12 protein-coding genes are annotated in these 15411 nt (G+C 58.8%); 4 read left to right on the forward strand and 8 right to left on the reverse strand.

Annotated features, from left to right (window positions below):
• Positions 1-14: 14 nt before the first annotated feature.
• The 3 genes from speC to AB8B33_RS28810 all read right to left on the reverse strand — a co-directional run bounded on the left by speC (position 15) and on the right by AB8B33_RS28810 (position 5727).
• Positions 15-2378: an ornithine decarboxylase gene (gene speC, locus AB8B33_RS28800; RefSeq protein ID WP_439017984.1), complete on the reverse strand. Its 2364-nt coding sequence runs from the start codon at positions 2376-2378 to the stop codon at positions 15-17.
• The gene (locus AB8B33_RS28805; protein ID WP_439017985.1) at positions 2375-4636 is read right to left on the reverse strand and encodes an Orn/Lys/Arg decarboxylase N-terminal domain-containing protein; all 2262 of its coding nucleotides are present in this window, start codon (positions 4634-4636) and stop codon (positions 2375-2377) included. The genes speC and AB8B33_RS28805 overlap by 4 nt, the downstream gene beginning before the upstream one ends.
• 164 nt (positions 4637-4800) lie before the next feature.
• Positions 4801-5727 carry a cation diffusion facilitator family transporter gene (locus AB8B33_RS28810; protein WP_439018874.1) on the reverse strand — a complete coding sequence of 309 codons (927 nt, stop codon included), beginning with the start codon at positions 5725-5727 and terminating at the stop codon, positions 4801-4803.
• Positions 5728-5897: 170 nt separating this feature from the next.
• On the opposite strand from AB8B33_RS28810, the gene AB8B33_RS28815 reads away from it, so the two are divergent.
• Positions 5898-7253, forward strand: a complete 1356-nt coding sequence (locus AB8B33_RS28815; protein WP_439017986.1) for an amino acid permease — start codon at positions 5898-5900, stop codon at positions 7251-7253.
• Positions 7254-7267: 14 nt separating this feature from the next.
• On the opposite strand, the gene arcC is transcribed toward AB8B33_RS28815, so the two are convergent.
• The 5 genes from arcC to AB8B33_RS28840 all read right to left on the reverse strand — a co-directional run bounded on the left by arcC (position 7268) and on the right by AB8B33_RS28840 (position 11385).
• Positions 7268-8203: a carbamate kinase gene (gene arcC, locus AB8B33_RS28820; RefSeq protein WP_310389065.1), complete on the reverse strand. Its 936-nt coding sequence runs from the start codon at positions 8201-8203 to the stop codon at positions 7268-7270.
• Between the two features lies 1 nt (position 8204).
• On the reverse strand, positions 8205-9209 hold the full coding sequence (locus tag AB8B33_RS28825; RefSeq protein ID WP_439017987.1) for an ornithine carbamoyltransferase: 1005 nt from the start codon (positions 9207-9209) through the stop codon (positions 8205-8207).
• Positions 9210-9246: 37 nt separating this feature from the next.
• Positions 9247-10476 (reverse strand): arginine deiminase, encoded by a 1230-nt coding sequence (gene arcA / locus AB8B33_RS28830; protein WP_113320166.1) that lies wholly within the window; start codon positions 10474-10476, stop codon positions 9247-9249.
• A gap of 169 nt (positions 10477-10645) precedes the next feature.
• Complete coding sequence (locus AB8B33_RS28835) at positions 10646-10852, reverse strand: hypothetical protein (RefSeq protein ID WP_439018875.1); 207 nt, start codon at positions 10850-10852, stop codon at positions 10646-10648.
• Positions 10853-11034: 182 nt separating this feature from the next.
• Positions 11035-11385 carry a hypothetical protein gene (locus AB8B33_RS28840; RefSeq protein ID WP_439017988.1) on the reverse strand — a complete coding sequence of 117 codons (351 nt, stop codon included), beginning with the start codon at positions 11383-11385 and terminating at the stop codon, positions 11035-11037.
• Between the two features lie 284 nt (positions 11386-11669).
• Here AB8B33_RS28840 and AB8B33_RS28845 point away from each other — a divergent pair, with 284 nt between their 5' ends.
• The 3 genes from AB8B33_RS28845 to AB8B33_RS28855 all read left to right on the forward strand — a co-directional run bounded on the left by AB8B33_RS28845 (position 11670) and on the right by AB8B33_RS28855 (position 15407).
• The gene (locus AB8B33_RS28845; RefSeq protein ID WP_439017989.1) at positions 11670-12878 is read left to right on the forward strand and encodes a sensor histidine kinase; all 1209 of its coding nucleotides are present in this window, start codon (positions 11670-11672) and stop codon (positions 12876-12878) included.
• The gene (locus AB8B33_RS28850; RefSeq protein WP_439017990.1) at positions 12868-13536 is read left to right on the forward strand and encodes a response regulator transcription factor; all 669 of its coding nucleotides are present in this window, start codon (positions 12868-12870) and stop codon (positions 13534-13536) included. The genes AB8B33_RS28845 and AB8B33_RS28850 overlap by 11 nt, the downstream gene beginning before the upstream one ends.
• A gap of 92 nt (positions 13537-13628) precedes the next feature.
• Positions 13629-15407 (forward strand): hypothetical protein, encoded by a 1779-nt coding sequence (locus tag AB8B33_RS28855; protein WP_439017991.1) that lies wholly within the window; start codon positions 13629-13631, stop codon positions 15405-15407.
• Positions 15408-15411: the final 4 nt, after the last annotated feature.

The following is a 15411-nucleotide window of genomic DNA, read 5'->3' on the forward strand; positions in this document are numbered from 1 at the left end:
ATCCTCCCCAACCCCTACTCGCGCACGACATATGTGTGGAATTTGATCCGCCCATCGATCCGCTCCTGGAACACGCCCTGGACCTCGTAATTGAAGCCCGGAAACCGGTTGAAGGATTCTTCGAAGGCCAGGAAATAGTCCCGCATCGGCTGCGCTCTGTCGTCCCAGCGCTCGCCTGGCACGATCACGCCGATGCCCGGCGGATAGATCAGTGCCAACGTCGCGGAAATGCGGCCGGCGGCCTCCGTCAGCGGCACATAGTCGACATTGTTGGCGACCAGCGCCTCATAGGCCTGCTTGGGTGCGATAGCCGGTTCCGGGAAGCTCTCGGAGCGGAAGCAAAGGCGCTGCAGTTCCTTGACGCCAGCCTCTCGATAAAAGGAGTGCATCTCCCGGCAAACCTGGCGGACCGTATAACCGGCATAGCGCTCGCGATTGGCCGCATATACGGTCGGCAGCACCTCCTGCAGCGGCGCGTCGCGGTCCCACAAATTCTTGAACTTGACGAGCTTAGCAACGAGCGTGTTCAGCTTGCTTTCGTCCTCGGCCGGGGTCAGCAGGAACAGGAGACTGTTCAAGTCGCATTTTTCCGGCACGACCCGCTGCTCGCGCAGATAGTTGGCGACGACAGTCGCCGGGATACCGAATTCGCGATAGCCGCCAGTCTTCCGGTCAATGCCGGGTGTGAGTATTGTGAGCTTGTTGGGGTCGACCATGGTGTAGCCGGGCGCATAGCCTGCATAACCATGCCATTTTGCCTCCGGATCGAACCGCCAGCATTGCTGCTCGCGTTTCAGTATCTGCGTTGGGACATCTTCCCATCTGGCGTCGGCGAGATCGCCGGTATGTTTCGAGCCTGAGACCGAGACCCTGTCTGGCACGAAGGGATCGAAGAACCACTGTTCTTCTGCGCTTGCGGCTTTGGTCTCGTAATGATCCACGAAGCCGCGCAGCTTCTTGCGCACCTCGATCCCGAGTTCGATGCAGCGGTCCCAGAGCATCTCACCGGCCTTGCCCTCATGCACCTTGGCGTTGACATCGAGGGAGGCGAAAAGCGGATAGAAAGGAGAGGTCGATACATGCATCAGCAGCGATTCATTGAAACGCTTGTGTTCGACGAACCTGCGCTGGCCGCTGATATGTTCGTCCCGCTTGTGGATCTGCGATGCCTGGGAGAAACCTGCGCCCTGCTTGTGGACCGACTGGGTGGAAAACAGCCCCGGCATATCGGCCGACAAGTCCTTTAGCCGCATCGGGCTATGGCCCTCGAAGAGCGGGTGGATGGCATTGTAGCCGATCCAGGCCTCGTCCCAGAGCACGTAGTCACAGAGATGGCCGATCTTCTCCATCACTTGGCTGACATTGTAGATCGTGCCGTCATAGGTCGCGAGCTGGATGCAGGCCAGGCGGAAAGGTCGTTCCGCATGCGCACGGCTTTTGTCGCCGACGAGCGGATGTTCCTCTATTTTCTGCCGTAGCCAGGCCTCGTCCCAGGCCGCCCAGTCGACCGCACCGATCATGCCGAAGGAATTGCGGGCGGTCGGCAGATAGATCGGGATAGCGCCAGCCTGCACCAGAGCGCCCTGATGCAGGGATTTGTGATTGTTGCGGTCGAAGAGCACGAGATCGCCGCTGCGCAGCACCGCGTTGGCAACCACCTTGTTGGAGGTGCTCGTTCCGTTGAGGATAAAATAGGTCCTGTCAGCGCCGAAGATGCGGGCCGCCTGTTTCTGTGCTTCGACGGCAGGGCCTTCATGTATCAGGAGATCGCCGAGATCGACATCCGCGTTGCAGAGGTCGTTGCGGAAAATGCTCTCCCCGAAATACTTGAAGAAGAGCTGTCCGGCCGGCGACTTTCGATAGAACTGGCCGCCCTGATGCCCTGGACAATCGAAGGCGATGTTCGCCTCGCCGTCATAGGCCATCATGCCGCCGAAGAAGGGCGGCAGCAGCGACTTGCCGTAATTGACTGCGCTGGAAACGATCTGCTTGGCATAGAAGGTCGGCGTCTGCTGGCCGAGATAGACGAAACCATCCACTTCGCCGGCCATCTCGACGACATCCATATCCGCAATCGTCAGGGTATCCGCCATCGCCCATATCGGCGTGCGAAAGCCTATGTCCCTGACGGAACGAAGAAAGCTGCGAGCCGCTGGCAGCTTGCCGCCCTCGACCGAGCCGATATAGGCGCCGACATCTGCATCTTCCGATACCTCGGCCGAATAGTCGTCGCGCAACTCCACTTCGAAGCCTTGGGCAGTGATCTGTGACACCAGCGCCTGAGCCTGAGAATTATCGCGATCTATGACAGCGACGATTTTCAGCATCTTGTGAAACGGTATGGCAACCGTCGGAGACTTCACGTCGCGCGGGATCATTGCTGCTCCTCCCTTGCGATGCAATCGACAAGATAGCGACGTCCGCCGTCACTGGGCGCGAAGCGAAGCCCGTGAATATCGGTTTCGAAGCCGGGGAACTTGCTGTCGAAGTCACGGGCGTAGAGCAGGTAGTCCTGGATGGACTTCGTCGACTGCGTGATCCGCTCGCCTGGCATGATCAGCGGGATTCCGGGCGGATAGGGAACGATCATGACAGCGAGGATGCGATCCATGAGATTGTCGATCTCGACACTCTCGATCCCGCCCTTGACCAGTCGATCGTAAGCGTCGGCGGGCCGCAATGCCATTTCGGGCAGGACGGTGTACATCTCACGCTGCGCCTTCGGCACATCGTCCTTGCGATAGATCGCATGAATTTTCTCGCAGAGATCTTTCAGCCCCATGCCGGCATAGGCTTCCGGATGGGCAGCTGCCAGCGCCGGCAGCGCCCGGGTCAGTGGCGCGTTGGCGTCATAGAGATCCTTGAAATTGAGCAGCTCGGTGACGAGCGTGCTCCACTTGCCGCGGGTAATACCCATGGAGAAGAGCACGAGAAACGAATAGAGGCCGGTCTTTTCGATCTCGATGCGTCGAGATGACAGGAATTTAGTAATGACGGCGGCCGGTATGCCATGCTCGTCCATGGCGCCGCTTGCCGAGAGGCCCGGCGACAGGATGGTAACCTTGATCGGGTCAACCATGACATGATTTTCGGCAAGCCCGGTAAAGCCATGCCAGGCATCATCCGGCTTCAGAACCCAGTCGGCATGGGTATCGGTCGGGGTCTGCTCGGCAACCGTCGGCTCCCAGACATCGAACCACCAGCTTCCATCCGTCTGTTTCCTCACAGCATTCATCGCCCGGCGGAAGCTGATCGCCTCGTCGATCGTCTCCTGCACCAGCGCGCGTCCAGCCGGCTGCTCCATCATGGCGGCCGCGACATCGCAGGAGGCGATGATGCCATATTGCGGCGAGGTCGAGGTGTGCATCATGAAGGCTTCGTTGAAGCGCGTACTGTCGAGACGCTTGTTCTCGGCATGCTGGATATGGATCATCGATGCTTGAGAAAGGGCGGCCAGCAGCTTGTGAGTCGACTGCGTTGCAAAGGTGATGGCGTTTTGCGAGCGCGCGGGTTGGTTCGACGAAATTCCGTGGAAGCCATCATAGAATTCGTGGAAATTGGCATAAGCATACCAGGCCTCGTCGAAGTGCAGCACCTCGACCGCGTCACCCAGCGACGCCTTGATCGCATCGACATTGTAGCAGAGCCCGTCATAGGTCGAGTTGGTGATGACCATCAGCCGGACCTTGCCGCTCGTCTGCCCTGCAAAAGGACTTGCGGCGACTTTGCTGGCGATTGCCTCAGGCGTGAACTGGTCCTTCGAGATCGGACCGATAATGCCGAGCCCGTTGCGAGACGGCGTCAGATAGATGGGCGTTGCACCCGTCATGATGAGAGAGTGCAGGATCGACTTGTGGCAGTTGCGGTCGCAGAGCACGAGATCACCGCGCCCGACCATGCCATGCCAGACGATCTTGTTTGCGGTCGAAGTGCCGCCAACGACGAACAGGGTCTCATCCGTGCCGAATATTCGCGCCGCATTTCGCTCACCCTCGGCGATAGGACCGACATGATCGAGAAGCGAGCCAACGCTGCCCACCGATACGGAAATATCGGAGCGCAGCGTGTTCTCGCCGAAGAACGTGTAGAAGAGCTGGCCGACCGGGCTTTTGCGGAAAGCGACACCGCCGCCGTGGCCGGGTGTATGCCAGGAATAGGCGCCTTCCAGCGTATAATCCATCAGCGCCTTGAACATCGGCGGCGGCAGCCGGTCGAGATAGTTGCGGGCGGCCTGCGCGATCGCGCGCGCCATGAATTCCGCGGAATCCTCGAATAGCCGGAAAAATGCATTGGCGTGGCGCAGCACTGAGGCCGGAACGTCTTCGGCGGTTGTATCGTCGCCGAAGAGGAAGATCGGCAGTCGGTCATTTCGCTGACGTTTTGCGGCCAGGACCTCTCCCAGCACCTGCCAGCGCGTGGCCTTGTCCTCGGTTCCGTCCACGGAGACCAGCCAGCAGGATTCGGTGTTGAAGACATGGACCAGACGACGAGCGTCCTCGTAGGAAACACCGGAGACGATCCGGAATCCTTCCCTTTCAATGGCTGCGGCGAGATCGCGCATGCCACGGCCGGCAGCGCTCTTGCCGTCAAAATCCTCATCAATAACAGCGATCGGAAATGCCGTCTGGAAATCCATGCGTTCCTCCAGAACCCTGATGTCAAAGGCTGCGGCCGCCAAGCAGTCGCATGCATCTCAGGTCGGAGGGATCGTACATGACGGGTAGTGCAGCGTCGTTGATTGCAATCAACGTGACGCGAAGCATTTCAACGCCGTTGGTGGCGCGTGGATGCGCGCACCGGCTACTCCGCCCATTCCTGATCGGCGGTGAAGGCAATCGTCAACCAGCGATTGGCACTCTCGTCGCCGATCGCATGCCCGATCTCGTCGCGGAGTGCGTCCCACTCCTCCACGGTCTTTGCGGGAAGCCCTTCGGGCACGATGAAATAGAGTTCGATCTGCTTTGCGCGGCCGACCTGGGCGACGTAGGCACGGTGCGACAGGAAGCCGAGGCGGCGAACCGTGTCCGAGGCAACGCGATCGACGTGTTCCTGCAGATCGACAGGGGCAATCAGCAGGATTTCGCTCAGCGCCTTCCAGACGGTACTGATCGGGAGCGGGATCATGACGAGACAGACGAGAGCGAGGACCGCCGGATCCATGTAGCTGGCAAGCCAGGCAACTGATGTCGCCTGTACGGCCATGCCGATCAAAAACGCGATGAGCAGCGCAAACGCGATCCCACCCGACATGATCCAGGCCTTGATGTCGAGCGAGATGAAATCGGATTTGATGCTGCGGTTCAGGCTGATGCCAATGAAGGCCATGACAGCGCATACGAGCATGGTTGCCGCGGAATAGGCCACCGCCATGCCGAATTGCAGTTCATGGCCGCCATTCAGGATGCTGATGATCGCGCCGATCAACGCGTAGACGCCGACCGTCATCAGCAAACAGCCATTGAGCATGAGGACAATTGGCTCCAGATGCCAGAAGCCCATGGTAAAACGGTTTCGAATTCTGCCAGACTCGGCATCGCTCTGCGTCGATTTGATGATGAGGCTTGAGACCCAGAGCGCAAATCCGGTCATCACCGCATCCGCCAGCGAATAAACGCCATCGAAGGCGATCGAGAACGAGCCCGAGAGTATGCCGAAGACAACGCCGAGCGTCGCGACGACGACGGTCGCTGCAATGGAGATCCTGAGAAAACCCTGCTCGCCCAACATCATCGCTTCACCTCCAGCCCCGTCATTCTAGCTGCTTTATCTCGATGGTGAAGGCTAGACCAGTCCGGCAGACTACGCATTGATCCGGATTGCGGCAGCCCGTTTTTGCAACGACAATCGCAGGCCGAAGAGCCATCGGCTCCCGGAAGCCGACTCACGGGAGGGGCGTCATGACAAACTCGTCGAATGGCAAAAGCCTCGGACTTGCCGCCTGCACCGCTATCGTGGTCGGAAACATGGTGGGATCGGGCTTCTATCTTTCGCCGGCAGCAGTGGCGCCCTACGGCAACCTGGCGATCATCGTCTGGATCCTCATGGGTGCCGGCGCGATCTGCCTCGGCCTCACCTTCGCCCGGCTGGCGAGACTGGTGCCCGCTGTCGGCGGCCCCTACGCCTATACCAGGCTCGCCTACGGCGATTTTGCCGGCTTTCTGATCGCCTGGGGTTACTGGATTTCGATCTGGACGTCACTGCCGGTCATCGCGATCGCCTTCACCGGCGTGATGGTCGACCTCTTCCCTGCCCTCAGTAACCGCTTCACTGCGACTGTGCTGACGCTCGGCGTGATCTGGGCGATCGTGCTCGTCAATCTTCGCGGTGTTCACGCGGCGGGTCTGTTCGCACAGGTGACGACATATGCCAAGCTTCTCCCGTTCGGCGCCGTTGCCATCATCGGCCTTCTCTACATCGACACATCGCATTTCTCGGAATTCAATCCGAGTGGCCAGCCGCTGCTGCAGTCATTTGCAACGCTGGCGCCGCTGACAATGTTTGCCTATCTGGGGTTGGAATCGGCGACCGTTCCTGCCGGCGATGTGGAGAATGCAGAACGGACCATTCCCCGTTCAACTGTACTTGGGATCTCGATCGCCGCCACTCTTTACGTACTCGGCACCGTCGTGGTGATGGGCCTCGTTCCCCGCGAAGAGCTCATTCACTCCGTCGCGCCCTTCTCTCAGGCTGCCGGGGTCATGTGGGGACGGTCGGGTGAATTGGTGATCTCGATCGCGGTGCTGGTCTCCTCGATCGGCGCGCTGAACGGCTGGACCCTGCTGATGGGGCAGGTTCCAATGGCGGCTGCGCGCGATGGACTGTTTCCGCCGCTGTTTGCCCGATTATCCCAGCGAGGCGTGCCGGCATGGGGGATGGTCATCTCTGCCTCGTTTGCGACGATCCTGGTGCTCGTCCAGGCGCTTGGCTCGGAAGGTTTTGCCGCGGTCTATCGTCTGATGGTCGGGTTGAGCACGATGGCTGCCGTCGTTCCCTATGCCTTCTGTTCGCTTGCCAGAATCCTCATTGCAGGCGCGACGGATGGGCGGATGCCAAGGGTCAGCGTGATCGAAGTCATCGCCTTTGTCTTTGCGATCTTCACCCTTTACGGCTCCGGCGCCGAACCGGTGCTGTATGGTCTGGTACTCTTGATGCTCGGTATCCCCGTCTATGTCTGGCAAAGGCGAAATGCTGCTGAAGCGACAGACAAAGGGACGGCATCAGGCGCAACAACACACGCGGCCGTCTCAAGATAGGGCATCTTGAAGGATCAGTGCCAGCTCAGGCCATCAAAGCCGCCATCGATGATCGTCCCGCGCTCGCCGCGCACCATTCCGGCAATGTCGGCAAGTGAGCCTATCGCCGCCGCCTTGCCGTTGGCACGGGCGAAATGACAGGCCGCCTCCACCTTCGGCCCCATCGAGCCGGCCGGGAAGGAAAACTGCTTCAGATCATCGGGACGAGCGCGATGGATCGCCTTCTGGGACGGCTTGCCCCAATCGGTATAGACCGCCTCGGCATCGGTCGCCATGATCAGGAGATCGGCATAAAGCTCGCGGGCCAGAAGCTCCGAGCAGAGATCCTTGTCGATCACGGCTTCGACGCCGATCAGCTTCCGATCGGCACCCTTTTCATACATGGTCGGTATGCCGCCACCGCCTGCACAGACAACAATCGTGCGCTGTTCCAGGAGCCAGCGGACCGGGCGGATCTCGAAGATGCGTTTCGGCGCCGGCGAGGCGACGACGCGACGCCATTTTTCGCCATCCTGCTTGAAGACCCAACCCTTTTCCGTGCGTATCCGGTCCGCCTCGGATTTGTCGTAGACCGGTCCGACGAATTTTGTCGGGTTCTGAAAGCCGGGATCGTCAGCATCGACTTCGACCATGGTGAGGAGTGTCGCCAGGGGCTGCTCGAAGGGCAGGAGATTGCCGAGCTCCTGCTCCAGCATGTAGCCGATCATGCCTTCGGTCTCGGCGCCCAGAACATCGAGCGGATAGGCTTCCTCGGGTTTATAGGCCGCCCCCTGCAGCGCAAGCAGCCCGACCTGTGGCCCGTTGCCGTGTGTTATGACGAGCTCGTGTTCAGCCGCCAGGGGCGCGATCGCCTCAGCCGCGGTGCGCGCATTTCGCCTCTGGGTATCGGCAGTCATAGGCTCGCCGCGCCGAAGAAGCGCATTGCCGCCCAGCGCAATGACGACACGCATGTCAATCTCCCAAGGTAGCCACAAGTAGGGCCTTGATCGTATGCAGGCGGTTTTCCGCCTGCTCGAAGGCAACATTGGCCTCGGACTCGAAGACGTCGTTCGTGACTTCGAGGCCGTTCGCCATGCCGTAGTCTTCGGCGATCTGCTTGCCAAGCGTGGTTTCGGTATCGTGGAATGCCGGCAGGCAATGCATGAACTTGGTCTGCGGATTACCGGTCGCTTTCATCAGGTCCTGATTGACCTGGTAGGGGGTAAGCAGCTTGATGCGTTCACGCCAGACATCTTTTGGCTCGCCCATCGAAACCCAGACATCCGTGTGGATGAAATCGACGTCCTTGACTGCCTCTCTGGGATCCTCGGTGACCAGCAGGCGTGCGCCCGAGGCCTGCTGCAGATCCTTGGCGATCTTCATATATTCCTCAGACGGCCAAAGCGATCTTGGGCCGCAGATGCGCACCTCCATGCCGAGCAGGCAGCCCACGATCAGCAGTGAATGCCCCATATTCGAGCGCGTGTCGCCGACATAGGCATATTTGATGGCGGTGATCGGCTTGTCGCTGTGTTCACGCATGGTCATGACGTCGGCAATCATCTGCGTCGGATGATATTCATCCGTCAGACCGTTATAGACTGGCACTCCTGCGTAACGTGCCAGCGTCTCCACGCCCTTCTGCTCGGAACCGCGATATTCGATCGCGTCATACATGCGGCCGAGCACCCGCGCCGTATCCTTGAACGATTCCTTGTGCCCGATCTGCGAGCCGGACGGATCGAGATAGGTGACGTTGGCGCCTTGGTCCGAGCAGGCGACTTCGAAGGCGCATCTCGTTCTCGTCGAGGTTTTCTCGAAGATCAGGCAGATTTCCTTGCCTTTCAGATGCTCCTGCTCGGTGCGGGAATATTTGGCCCGCTTCAGATCGCGCGCGAGATCGAGGAGATAGCGGAACTCCCGCGGGGTGTAATCCTGCACGGTCAGAAGCGAGCGATTGCGCAGATTGAAGCTCATGGTCTTGCTCCGTCAGTCTGTTTGGTGGGTGAAAACGTCAGTAAGCCGGGTCGCGCCAGATAGGGCACGTCATGCAGTGCCCGCCACCGCGGCCGCGACCGAGTTCGGAACCGCGGATGGTGATGACCTCGACGCCCGCCTTGCGCAGCAGCGTATTCGTATAGGTATTCCGGTCGTAGGCGACGACGACACCGGGTTCGAGCGCGACGACATTGTTGCCGTCGTCCCATTGCTCGCGTTCGGCCTGATAGGAATTGCCGCCTGTTTCGACCGTGCGTATTAGCGGCAGATCGAGCGCTTCGGCGACGACATCGAGCATCGGCTGGCTTTCGGGATGGATCTCGAATGTGCCGTCGTCATCTACCGGATACATGCTGTAGCAGCGGATCTGATCGACGACCTCGGCAAAGAGCGTGACAAGATCGCGATCACAAAAGCTGAAAACCGTATCGAGATGCATGGCTGCGCGGCTCTTCGGCATCAGGCAGGCGATCACTCGCTTTGCGGCCTTGTTTTTGAACAGGGCCTGCGCCACCTGGCCAACGGCCTGATAGGTAGTTCGTTCGCCCATGCCGATCAGAACAGTGCCATTGCCGATCGGCATGACGTCACCGCCCTCCATCGAGGCATTGGCAAACTGATTATCGGAATCGCCCCACCAGATCCGGAAATCGCCGCCGTGGAATATAGGGTGAAACTTGTAGATCGCGCGCTGGATCAGCGTCTCGGCGCGTCTGGCCGGCCAGAACATCGGGTTGCAGGTCACCCCGCCATAGATCCAGCACGAGGGGTCGCGCTGGAATAGGGTGTTGGGGATCGGCGGGATGACGAAATCGGTTTCCGGAAGGGCACTCAGCATCAGCGACTTCGCTTTGACGTCGGGCAGGTCGGAGATCGCAATGCCGCCGATCATGAAGGCGGCAAGCTGTTTGGCCGGCATCTCGTCGAGCCATGGCCGCATCGCCTCGGCGATCTGGGAGCCGAGCACGTTCGGGGTGATGCGTCGATCCAGTATGAAATCGCGCGCTTGTTTGTTTGAAAACGTCTGGTCAAGCAGGTCATGGGTCTCAAGAACTTCGACCCCTCTTTCCTGCATCTTCAGGACAAAATCATAGTGATCCTTCTGGGCCTCATGCACCCACAAGACATCGTCGAAAAGAAGGTCATGGCAATTTGCGGGCGTCAGCCGCTGGTGCGCCAGAGACGGTCGGCAGACCATGACGGTTCTCAGCTTTCCGACCTCAGAATGAACACCGAAACCACGCATGCGTTCCTCCTTCCAGCCCCCGGGATGGCGGCCGCGCCGCCGGCCGTTGAACACATCCGGCCTGTTTGGCAACCTACTTGGGCAGACACAGCGATGTCATTGATTGCAGACAAGGTGCGGTGCAGCATTTGCAATTTCGGCCATTCGGGATGAGGAGAATGCGACCTACTCAATGAAGCTCAGACGTGTCGCATCGCTGCATCTGCCATGCGCGCCAATGGGTCGGGTGGAGGTCGAGCATCTCGCCTGTCAGGGCATTTGCCCATCCGCGAGGCAGACGCTGGCAGGGAAAAACCAAGGCATGGACGCCTTCGTCGTCAATGACGGCGAGTTCTATATCCTCTTCGAACGGAGCTTCGACGACCAACCGCCACATCACCGACCCTTCCCGACGATGCACGAGTGTCGACCGACAAGAGGCTATTGTTTCGGCGTGCCAGTCACTCGGCCGGCGTGATTTTCCTATTAGCGCGGATGCCGCAAAGACCTCCGCTACGACCTGCCTTTCGATGGATTCGCGACAGCGCGGCCTTCTTCGTGGGAACCCTGCGTGCCCGCTCATTCGATGTAGAACGTCAGATTGCCGTTGCGGGCGCGCGTCACCCATTCGATCTGGTTGGGTGTCAATTTCTTGGCCTTCAGTTGCTGAACGAGCCATGCGTTGGAGCGGATGGCCGTTCGGATTTCCTTGACATGTTCAGCGCTGCCCGGCCTCGGCATCGCGCCGACTTCGACTGCGGTTCGAAAACTGACAATGGAGAACCGCTTGTCGTGATAGGCTCTGATGTGCTCCGGCAGGTTTTCGGCCCAGTTCATGCGCCGGAATTCCTTGCGGTTCTCCTGGGCGCCGACAGGGGTCACGACCGACGCAGCGGTCGCAATAGCAATAGCAAGAGCAAACTTCCTCATCTTCCAGCTCCCTCAAAATGGCTGCAAACCCATCGCGTCCCAGAGTAGCGGAACAACGAGCCAGAGGCATTGAGCCGGATCAATGGAGATGAGGCCGGCCCAAAGCGCCGGCTCGCCGGGCTTTCAGCAGGTGCGGTTGTAGAAAAAGACCAATAGAGTCTACGCGATACTACACTGATCCCCCATCCAAAGATGGTAAACTCTTGTCATTGTTGAGGAGGGAAAGGCCGTTGAGGCACTGGATCGCTTCTCAAAGGGCGGAGGAGACCATCATGTCGACCAAGATGGAGGCGCCGCATGTTACCGAATTCAGCACCCATGTCTCAAGCCTGACGGGACGAACCTCGTTCATCGGCTCGCGAATAGCACGCGATAAGTCCGCGCGAGGTTTGTGCAAAGAGAACGGGCCACAGGCGAACTGGATACGGCAACTCTACGAACACATGCCCGACGCAGTGTTTTTCATGACCGCCAACAATAGAATTTCAGCCTGTAATAGGGCTGCGGTGACCCTGTTCGGTTATGAAGAAGATGAATTGCTCGACCGTAAGATTGACTTCGTCTGGTCTTCAACGCCGGATGTTCAGATCAAGGGACGCTGGGCAGACCAGGGCGCAGTGCGTGCCGGTCTGGCAATGACCAAAATCGGCGTTCAGTTTCCGACTGCCCTGACCATCATCCGAGAACAAGGCGAAGGACAAACCTTCGTTGCGGCGATCTTTGAGGACTTCCGGACAGAGCGTGAGACATTGCAGCAGGTTCAGGAGCTTCAACGTGAGCTGGCGCGTCTCGCAAGAATAGTCACACTTGGGGAAATGACAGCGACGCTGGCACACGAACTGTCCCAACCGCTGTCCTCGATCGCCGCTTACTCTGAAGGTTGCAAGCGCCTTGTGACGAACGACTGCCGGCGGCACGGCGTGGAGCTTCGTGAGGCCTTCTCGGAAATCACGCAGCACGCCTTGTGGGCGGGAACGATCGTCGAGAACGTCCGGGAATTTGCAAAGCGCGGCGCCGGCGAGAAACGACTGGAGGCGATGCACGCGTTGATCCCCGAAGCGACGGCGCTTGGGCTCACCGGATCGGCCCGGAAAGGCCTTCACATCGATTTGCGGCTCGAATCCGAGCGGGACATCGTGGTCGCAGATCGCGTCCAGATCGTCCAGGTGCTGATCAATCTTCTTCATAATGCCGTGGAAGCGACCGACGGCGTCGAGCAGCCGACTATCGCGATCCACACCAGGACCGACGATTTCTCGCATCTGTTTGTCGACGTATCCGACAATGGCTGCGGAATTGCCGCCGAGATCGAAGAGGCGCTGTTTCGTCCCTTCGTGACCAGTAAACCGCGCGGACTTGGCATGGGCCTGGCATTGTCCAAACGCATCATCGAAGCGCATGGAGGCCACATCAGCGCGCGCAAGGGAATACAGGGAGGCTCGATCCTCTCATTTTCGCTTCCGCTGGCGGAGACCCCAATCGATGGCGAATGACCTTACGATCCATCTCGTCGACGACGAGGAGTCGCTCCGGCGCTCTCTAACGTTTTTGCTGGTGTCGGCAGGCTTTGCTGTTCGCGCACATAGCTGTGCGAAAGCCTTCCTAGAACTTCTGCCGCTGTCGGGGCGGAGTTGTCTGGTCACTGATCTGTGCATGCCGCATATTAACGGCATCGAATTACTCTATCGCCTGCGACGTCTCAGTATAGACGTGCCGGCGATCGTCATTACCGGCCAGGGAGATATTGCCGCGGCTGTACAGGCAATGAAGGCGGGGGCATTCGATTTCCTGGAAAAACCTCTGAAGGAGGACGTGCTTATTGCCGCTATCAACGGAGCGATGGGACAGAGGCGGGCCGGCAGTGTTTTACCTGATTCCGGAAGCGTCGCCACACGGCTCCGCCAGCTCACGGAGCGCGAACACCAGGTTCTGATCAGCGTACTCGATGGCTTACAGAACAAGATGATTGCGTATCAACTTGGGATCAGCTCGCGCACGGTGGAGGTCCACCGCGCCAATGTGATGGCTAAAATGGGCGCGCGCAATCTGGCAGAGCTCATGCGCATGGCCATTACCATTGACGCTGCGACGCAATCGCCTGAAACCGCAAAGGCTTTGCCGATCGGCAGCGGGTCAACTTATATTCGATAGCCTTAAAGCAAATCTTGCAACCTCGGACTTGTGGGGTATGATGCGTTAGAATTGACTTATATAACTGCGTGATCTTTGTCGTAAGGTCGATCATGAGAAGCGCAAAGGTCAATACTTTCCGCAGTTTTGGGCCGACGACGGACGAAGTTTGCCGACAGGTCGAACGAATCCTTACAAGCGAGGAGTTTCACGCGCCGAAGCGCGGGCGAAATTTCCTGGAATTTGTCGTCAACGAGACGCTTGCCGGTCGATCGGACTTCTTGAAGGCATTTACGATAGCAAATGTGGTGTTTGGCCGGGAAGCTTCATTCGATCCGCAAAATGATCCTGTTGTCCGGATCGAGGCCGGCCGAATACGAAAGTCGCTCGAGCGTTATTATCTCGTCGCAGGCGAGAGGGACGACGTCGTCATTACTGTGCCCAAAGGCGGATATGTCCCGCATTTCGAATATGCGCGGGGTGCGCTTGCTCCGACTGAGCCCATCGAGACCTCAGACAATCCGGAGAATGTTGAGTACGAAGATCAAAGTCATTCGCTTGAGGAAACACGTCGGCCGGGATTGGTCACCCTTATTGGTCTCGGGACTGCGCTGGCCGTCGTCCTCGCTCTTCTTCTTCTAGCCCTCACGTTCGCATTGTCTTTGCGTGATGCTCCGACGGCAGCATTGCCGCCGACACGTCCTGAGCCAAAGGTGATCGTCGAATTCTTTGCCGAAAGCAGCCCTGCTGACCTTGGCTCGGATATCGGGCGAGGCCTGAGGGACGATATTATCGGACAACTCGCCCAGTTCGATGACATCGTTGTCGTCGCAGATCCGTTCCGTGATGAGCACGTCTCAGTTGCCGACTACATACTGCAGGGTAATGTCCAGATCGATGGAAGCAGGCTGCGTGCTGCTGTCAGGCTGGTGCACCAAGTGGATGGAGCCGTCATCTGGGCCAATAATTTCGATGGGGACCTTCAGGACCAGAACCAGCTTTTGATTCAAGGCAATTTCGCGCGAAAAATCGCCAATGCGATCGCACAGCCCTATGGCGCCATCTTTCAGACCGACACGGATATGATAGCGCGAACGGCACAGATGGAAGACCGAAGTGCCCATGAATGTACACTCGTCTATTCCAGCTATCGTCAGACCATGACAGGGCAAAGTCACAGCGCGGCGCGCGAATGCCTGCAACAGGCCACCCGGCGTTTTCCCGACAATGCGACGTCCTGGGCGCTGCTGTCCATGGTCTATCTCGACGAAATCAGATTCCGCCATACGCTCGGTACATTATCGTCGACCCAGCCTCTCGCGCTGGCGAGCGCTGCGGTGAAGCGGGCAGCATCGCTCGCGCCGCACAATCCACGGGTGCTACAGGCGCAGATGCTGGTGAGCTTCTTTAGAGGGGATACCGACGAAGCCTTAAAGGCAGGCACCGCAGCCTATGCTGCAAACCCTGATGATGTGGAAGTCGCAGGCGAGTACGGCTTGCGATTGGCGATGTCTGGGAAATGGCAGTCAGGCTGCGAGTTGCTGTCGATCGCCCTCAATAAGGGTGTCGGTACCAAAGGTTACTACGAGGTCGGTATGGCTTTGTGCGCATTCATGGAAGGAGATCTAGAAGAGGCGGAGAAGTGGTCGCGAAGGTCCGATCTCGATGATAACCCCATGCATCGCCTTGTGCTGCTGTCCATTCTCGGTGCTGCCGGAAAGACTGATGAAGCCATGCTGGAAAAGGATTGGCTCAATATTCACGCGCCCATTTTGATGACTGACATACGCCAGGAAGTCTCGCTCCGCCTGCAGCGGCCGGAGGACCAGGAGCGGTTCCTGAACGGGCTGCGCGCCTCGGGATTGGTTATCAGCCCCCTGTCAGCAAGATAAGGCA

The sequence above is a fragment of the Rhizobium sp. 768_B6_N1_8 genome, assembly GCF_051811225.1.
Classification (GTDB): Bacteria; Pseudomonadota; Alphaproteobacteria; order Rhizobiales; family Rhizobiaceae; genus Rhizobium.

Coding starts and splice junctions, on each gene's coding strand:
- speC (WP_439017984.1), bottom strand. CDS start 2,378: ATGATCCCGCGCGACGTGAAGTCTCCGACGGTTGCCATACCGTTTCAC.
- AB8B33_RS28805 (WP_439017985.1), bottom strand. CDS start 4,636: ATGGATTTCCAGACGGCATTTCCGATCGCTGTTATTGATGAGGATTTT.
- AB8B33_RS28810 (WP_439018874.1), bottom strand. CDS start 5,727: ATGTTGGGCGAGCAGGGTTTTCTCAGGATCTCCATTGCAGCGACCGTC.
- AB8B33_RS28815 (WP_439017986.1), top strand. CDS start 5,898: ATGACAAACTCGTCGAATGGCAAAAGCCTCGGACTTGCCGCCTGCACC.
- arcC (WP_310389065.1), bottom strand. CDS start 8,203: ATGCGTGTCGTCATTGCGCTGGGCGGCAATGCGCTTCTTCGGCGCGGC.
- AB8B33_RS28825 (WP_439017987.1), bottom strand. CDS start 9,209: ATGAGCTTCAATCTGCGCAATCGCTCGCTTCTGACCGTGCAGGATTAC.
- arcA (WP_113320166.1), bottom strand. CDS start 10,476: ATGCGTGGTTTCGGTGTTCATTCTGAGGTCGGAAAGCTGAGAACCGTC.
- AB8B33_RS28835 (WP_439018875.1), bottom strand. CDS start 10,852: ATGTGGCGGTTGGTCGTCGAAGCTCCGTTCGAAGAGGATATAGAACTC.
- AB8B33_RS28840 (WP_439017988.1), bottom strand. CDS start 11,385: ATGAGGAAGTTTGCTCTTGCTATTGCTATTGCGACCGCTGCGTCGGTC.
- AB8B33_RS28845 (WP_439017989.1), top strand. CDS start 11,670: ATGGAGGCGCCGCATGTTACCGAATTCAGCACCCATGTCTCAAGCCTG.
- AB8B33_RS28850 (WP_439017990.1), top strand. CDS start 12,868: ATGGCGAATGACCTTACGATCCATCTCGTCGACGACGAGGAGTCGCTC.
- AB8B33_RS28855 (WP_439017991.1), top strand. CDS start 13,629: ATGAGAAGCGCAAAGGTCAATACTTTCCGCAGTTTTGGGCCGACGACG.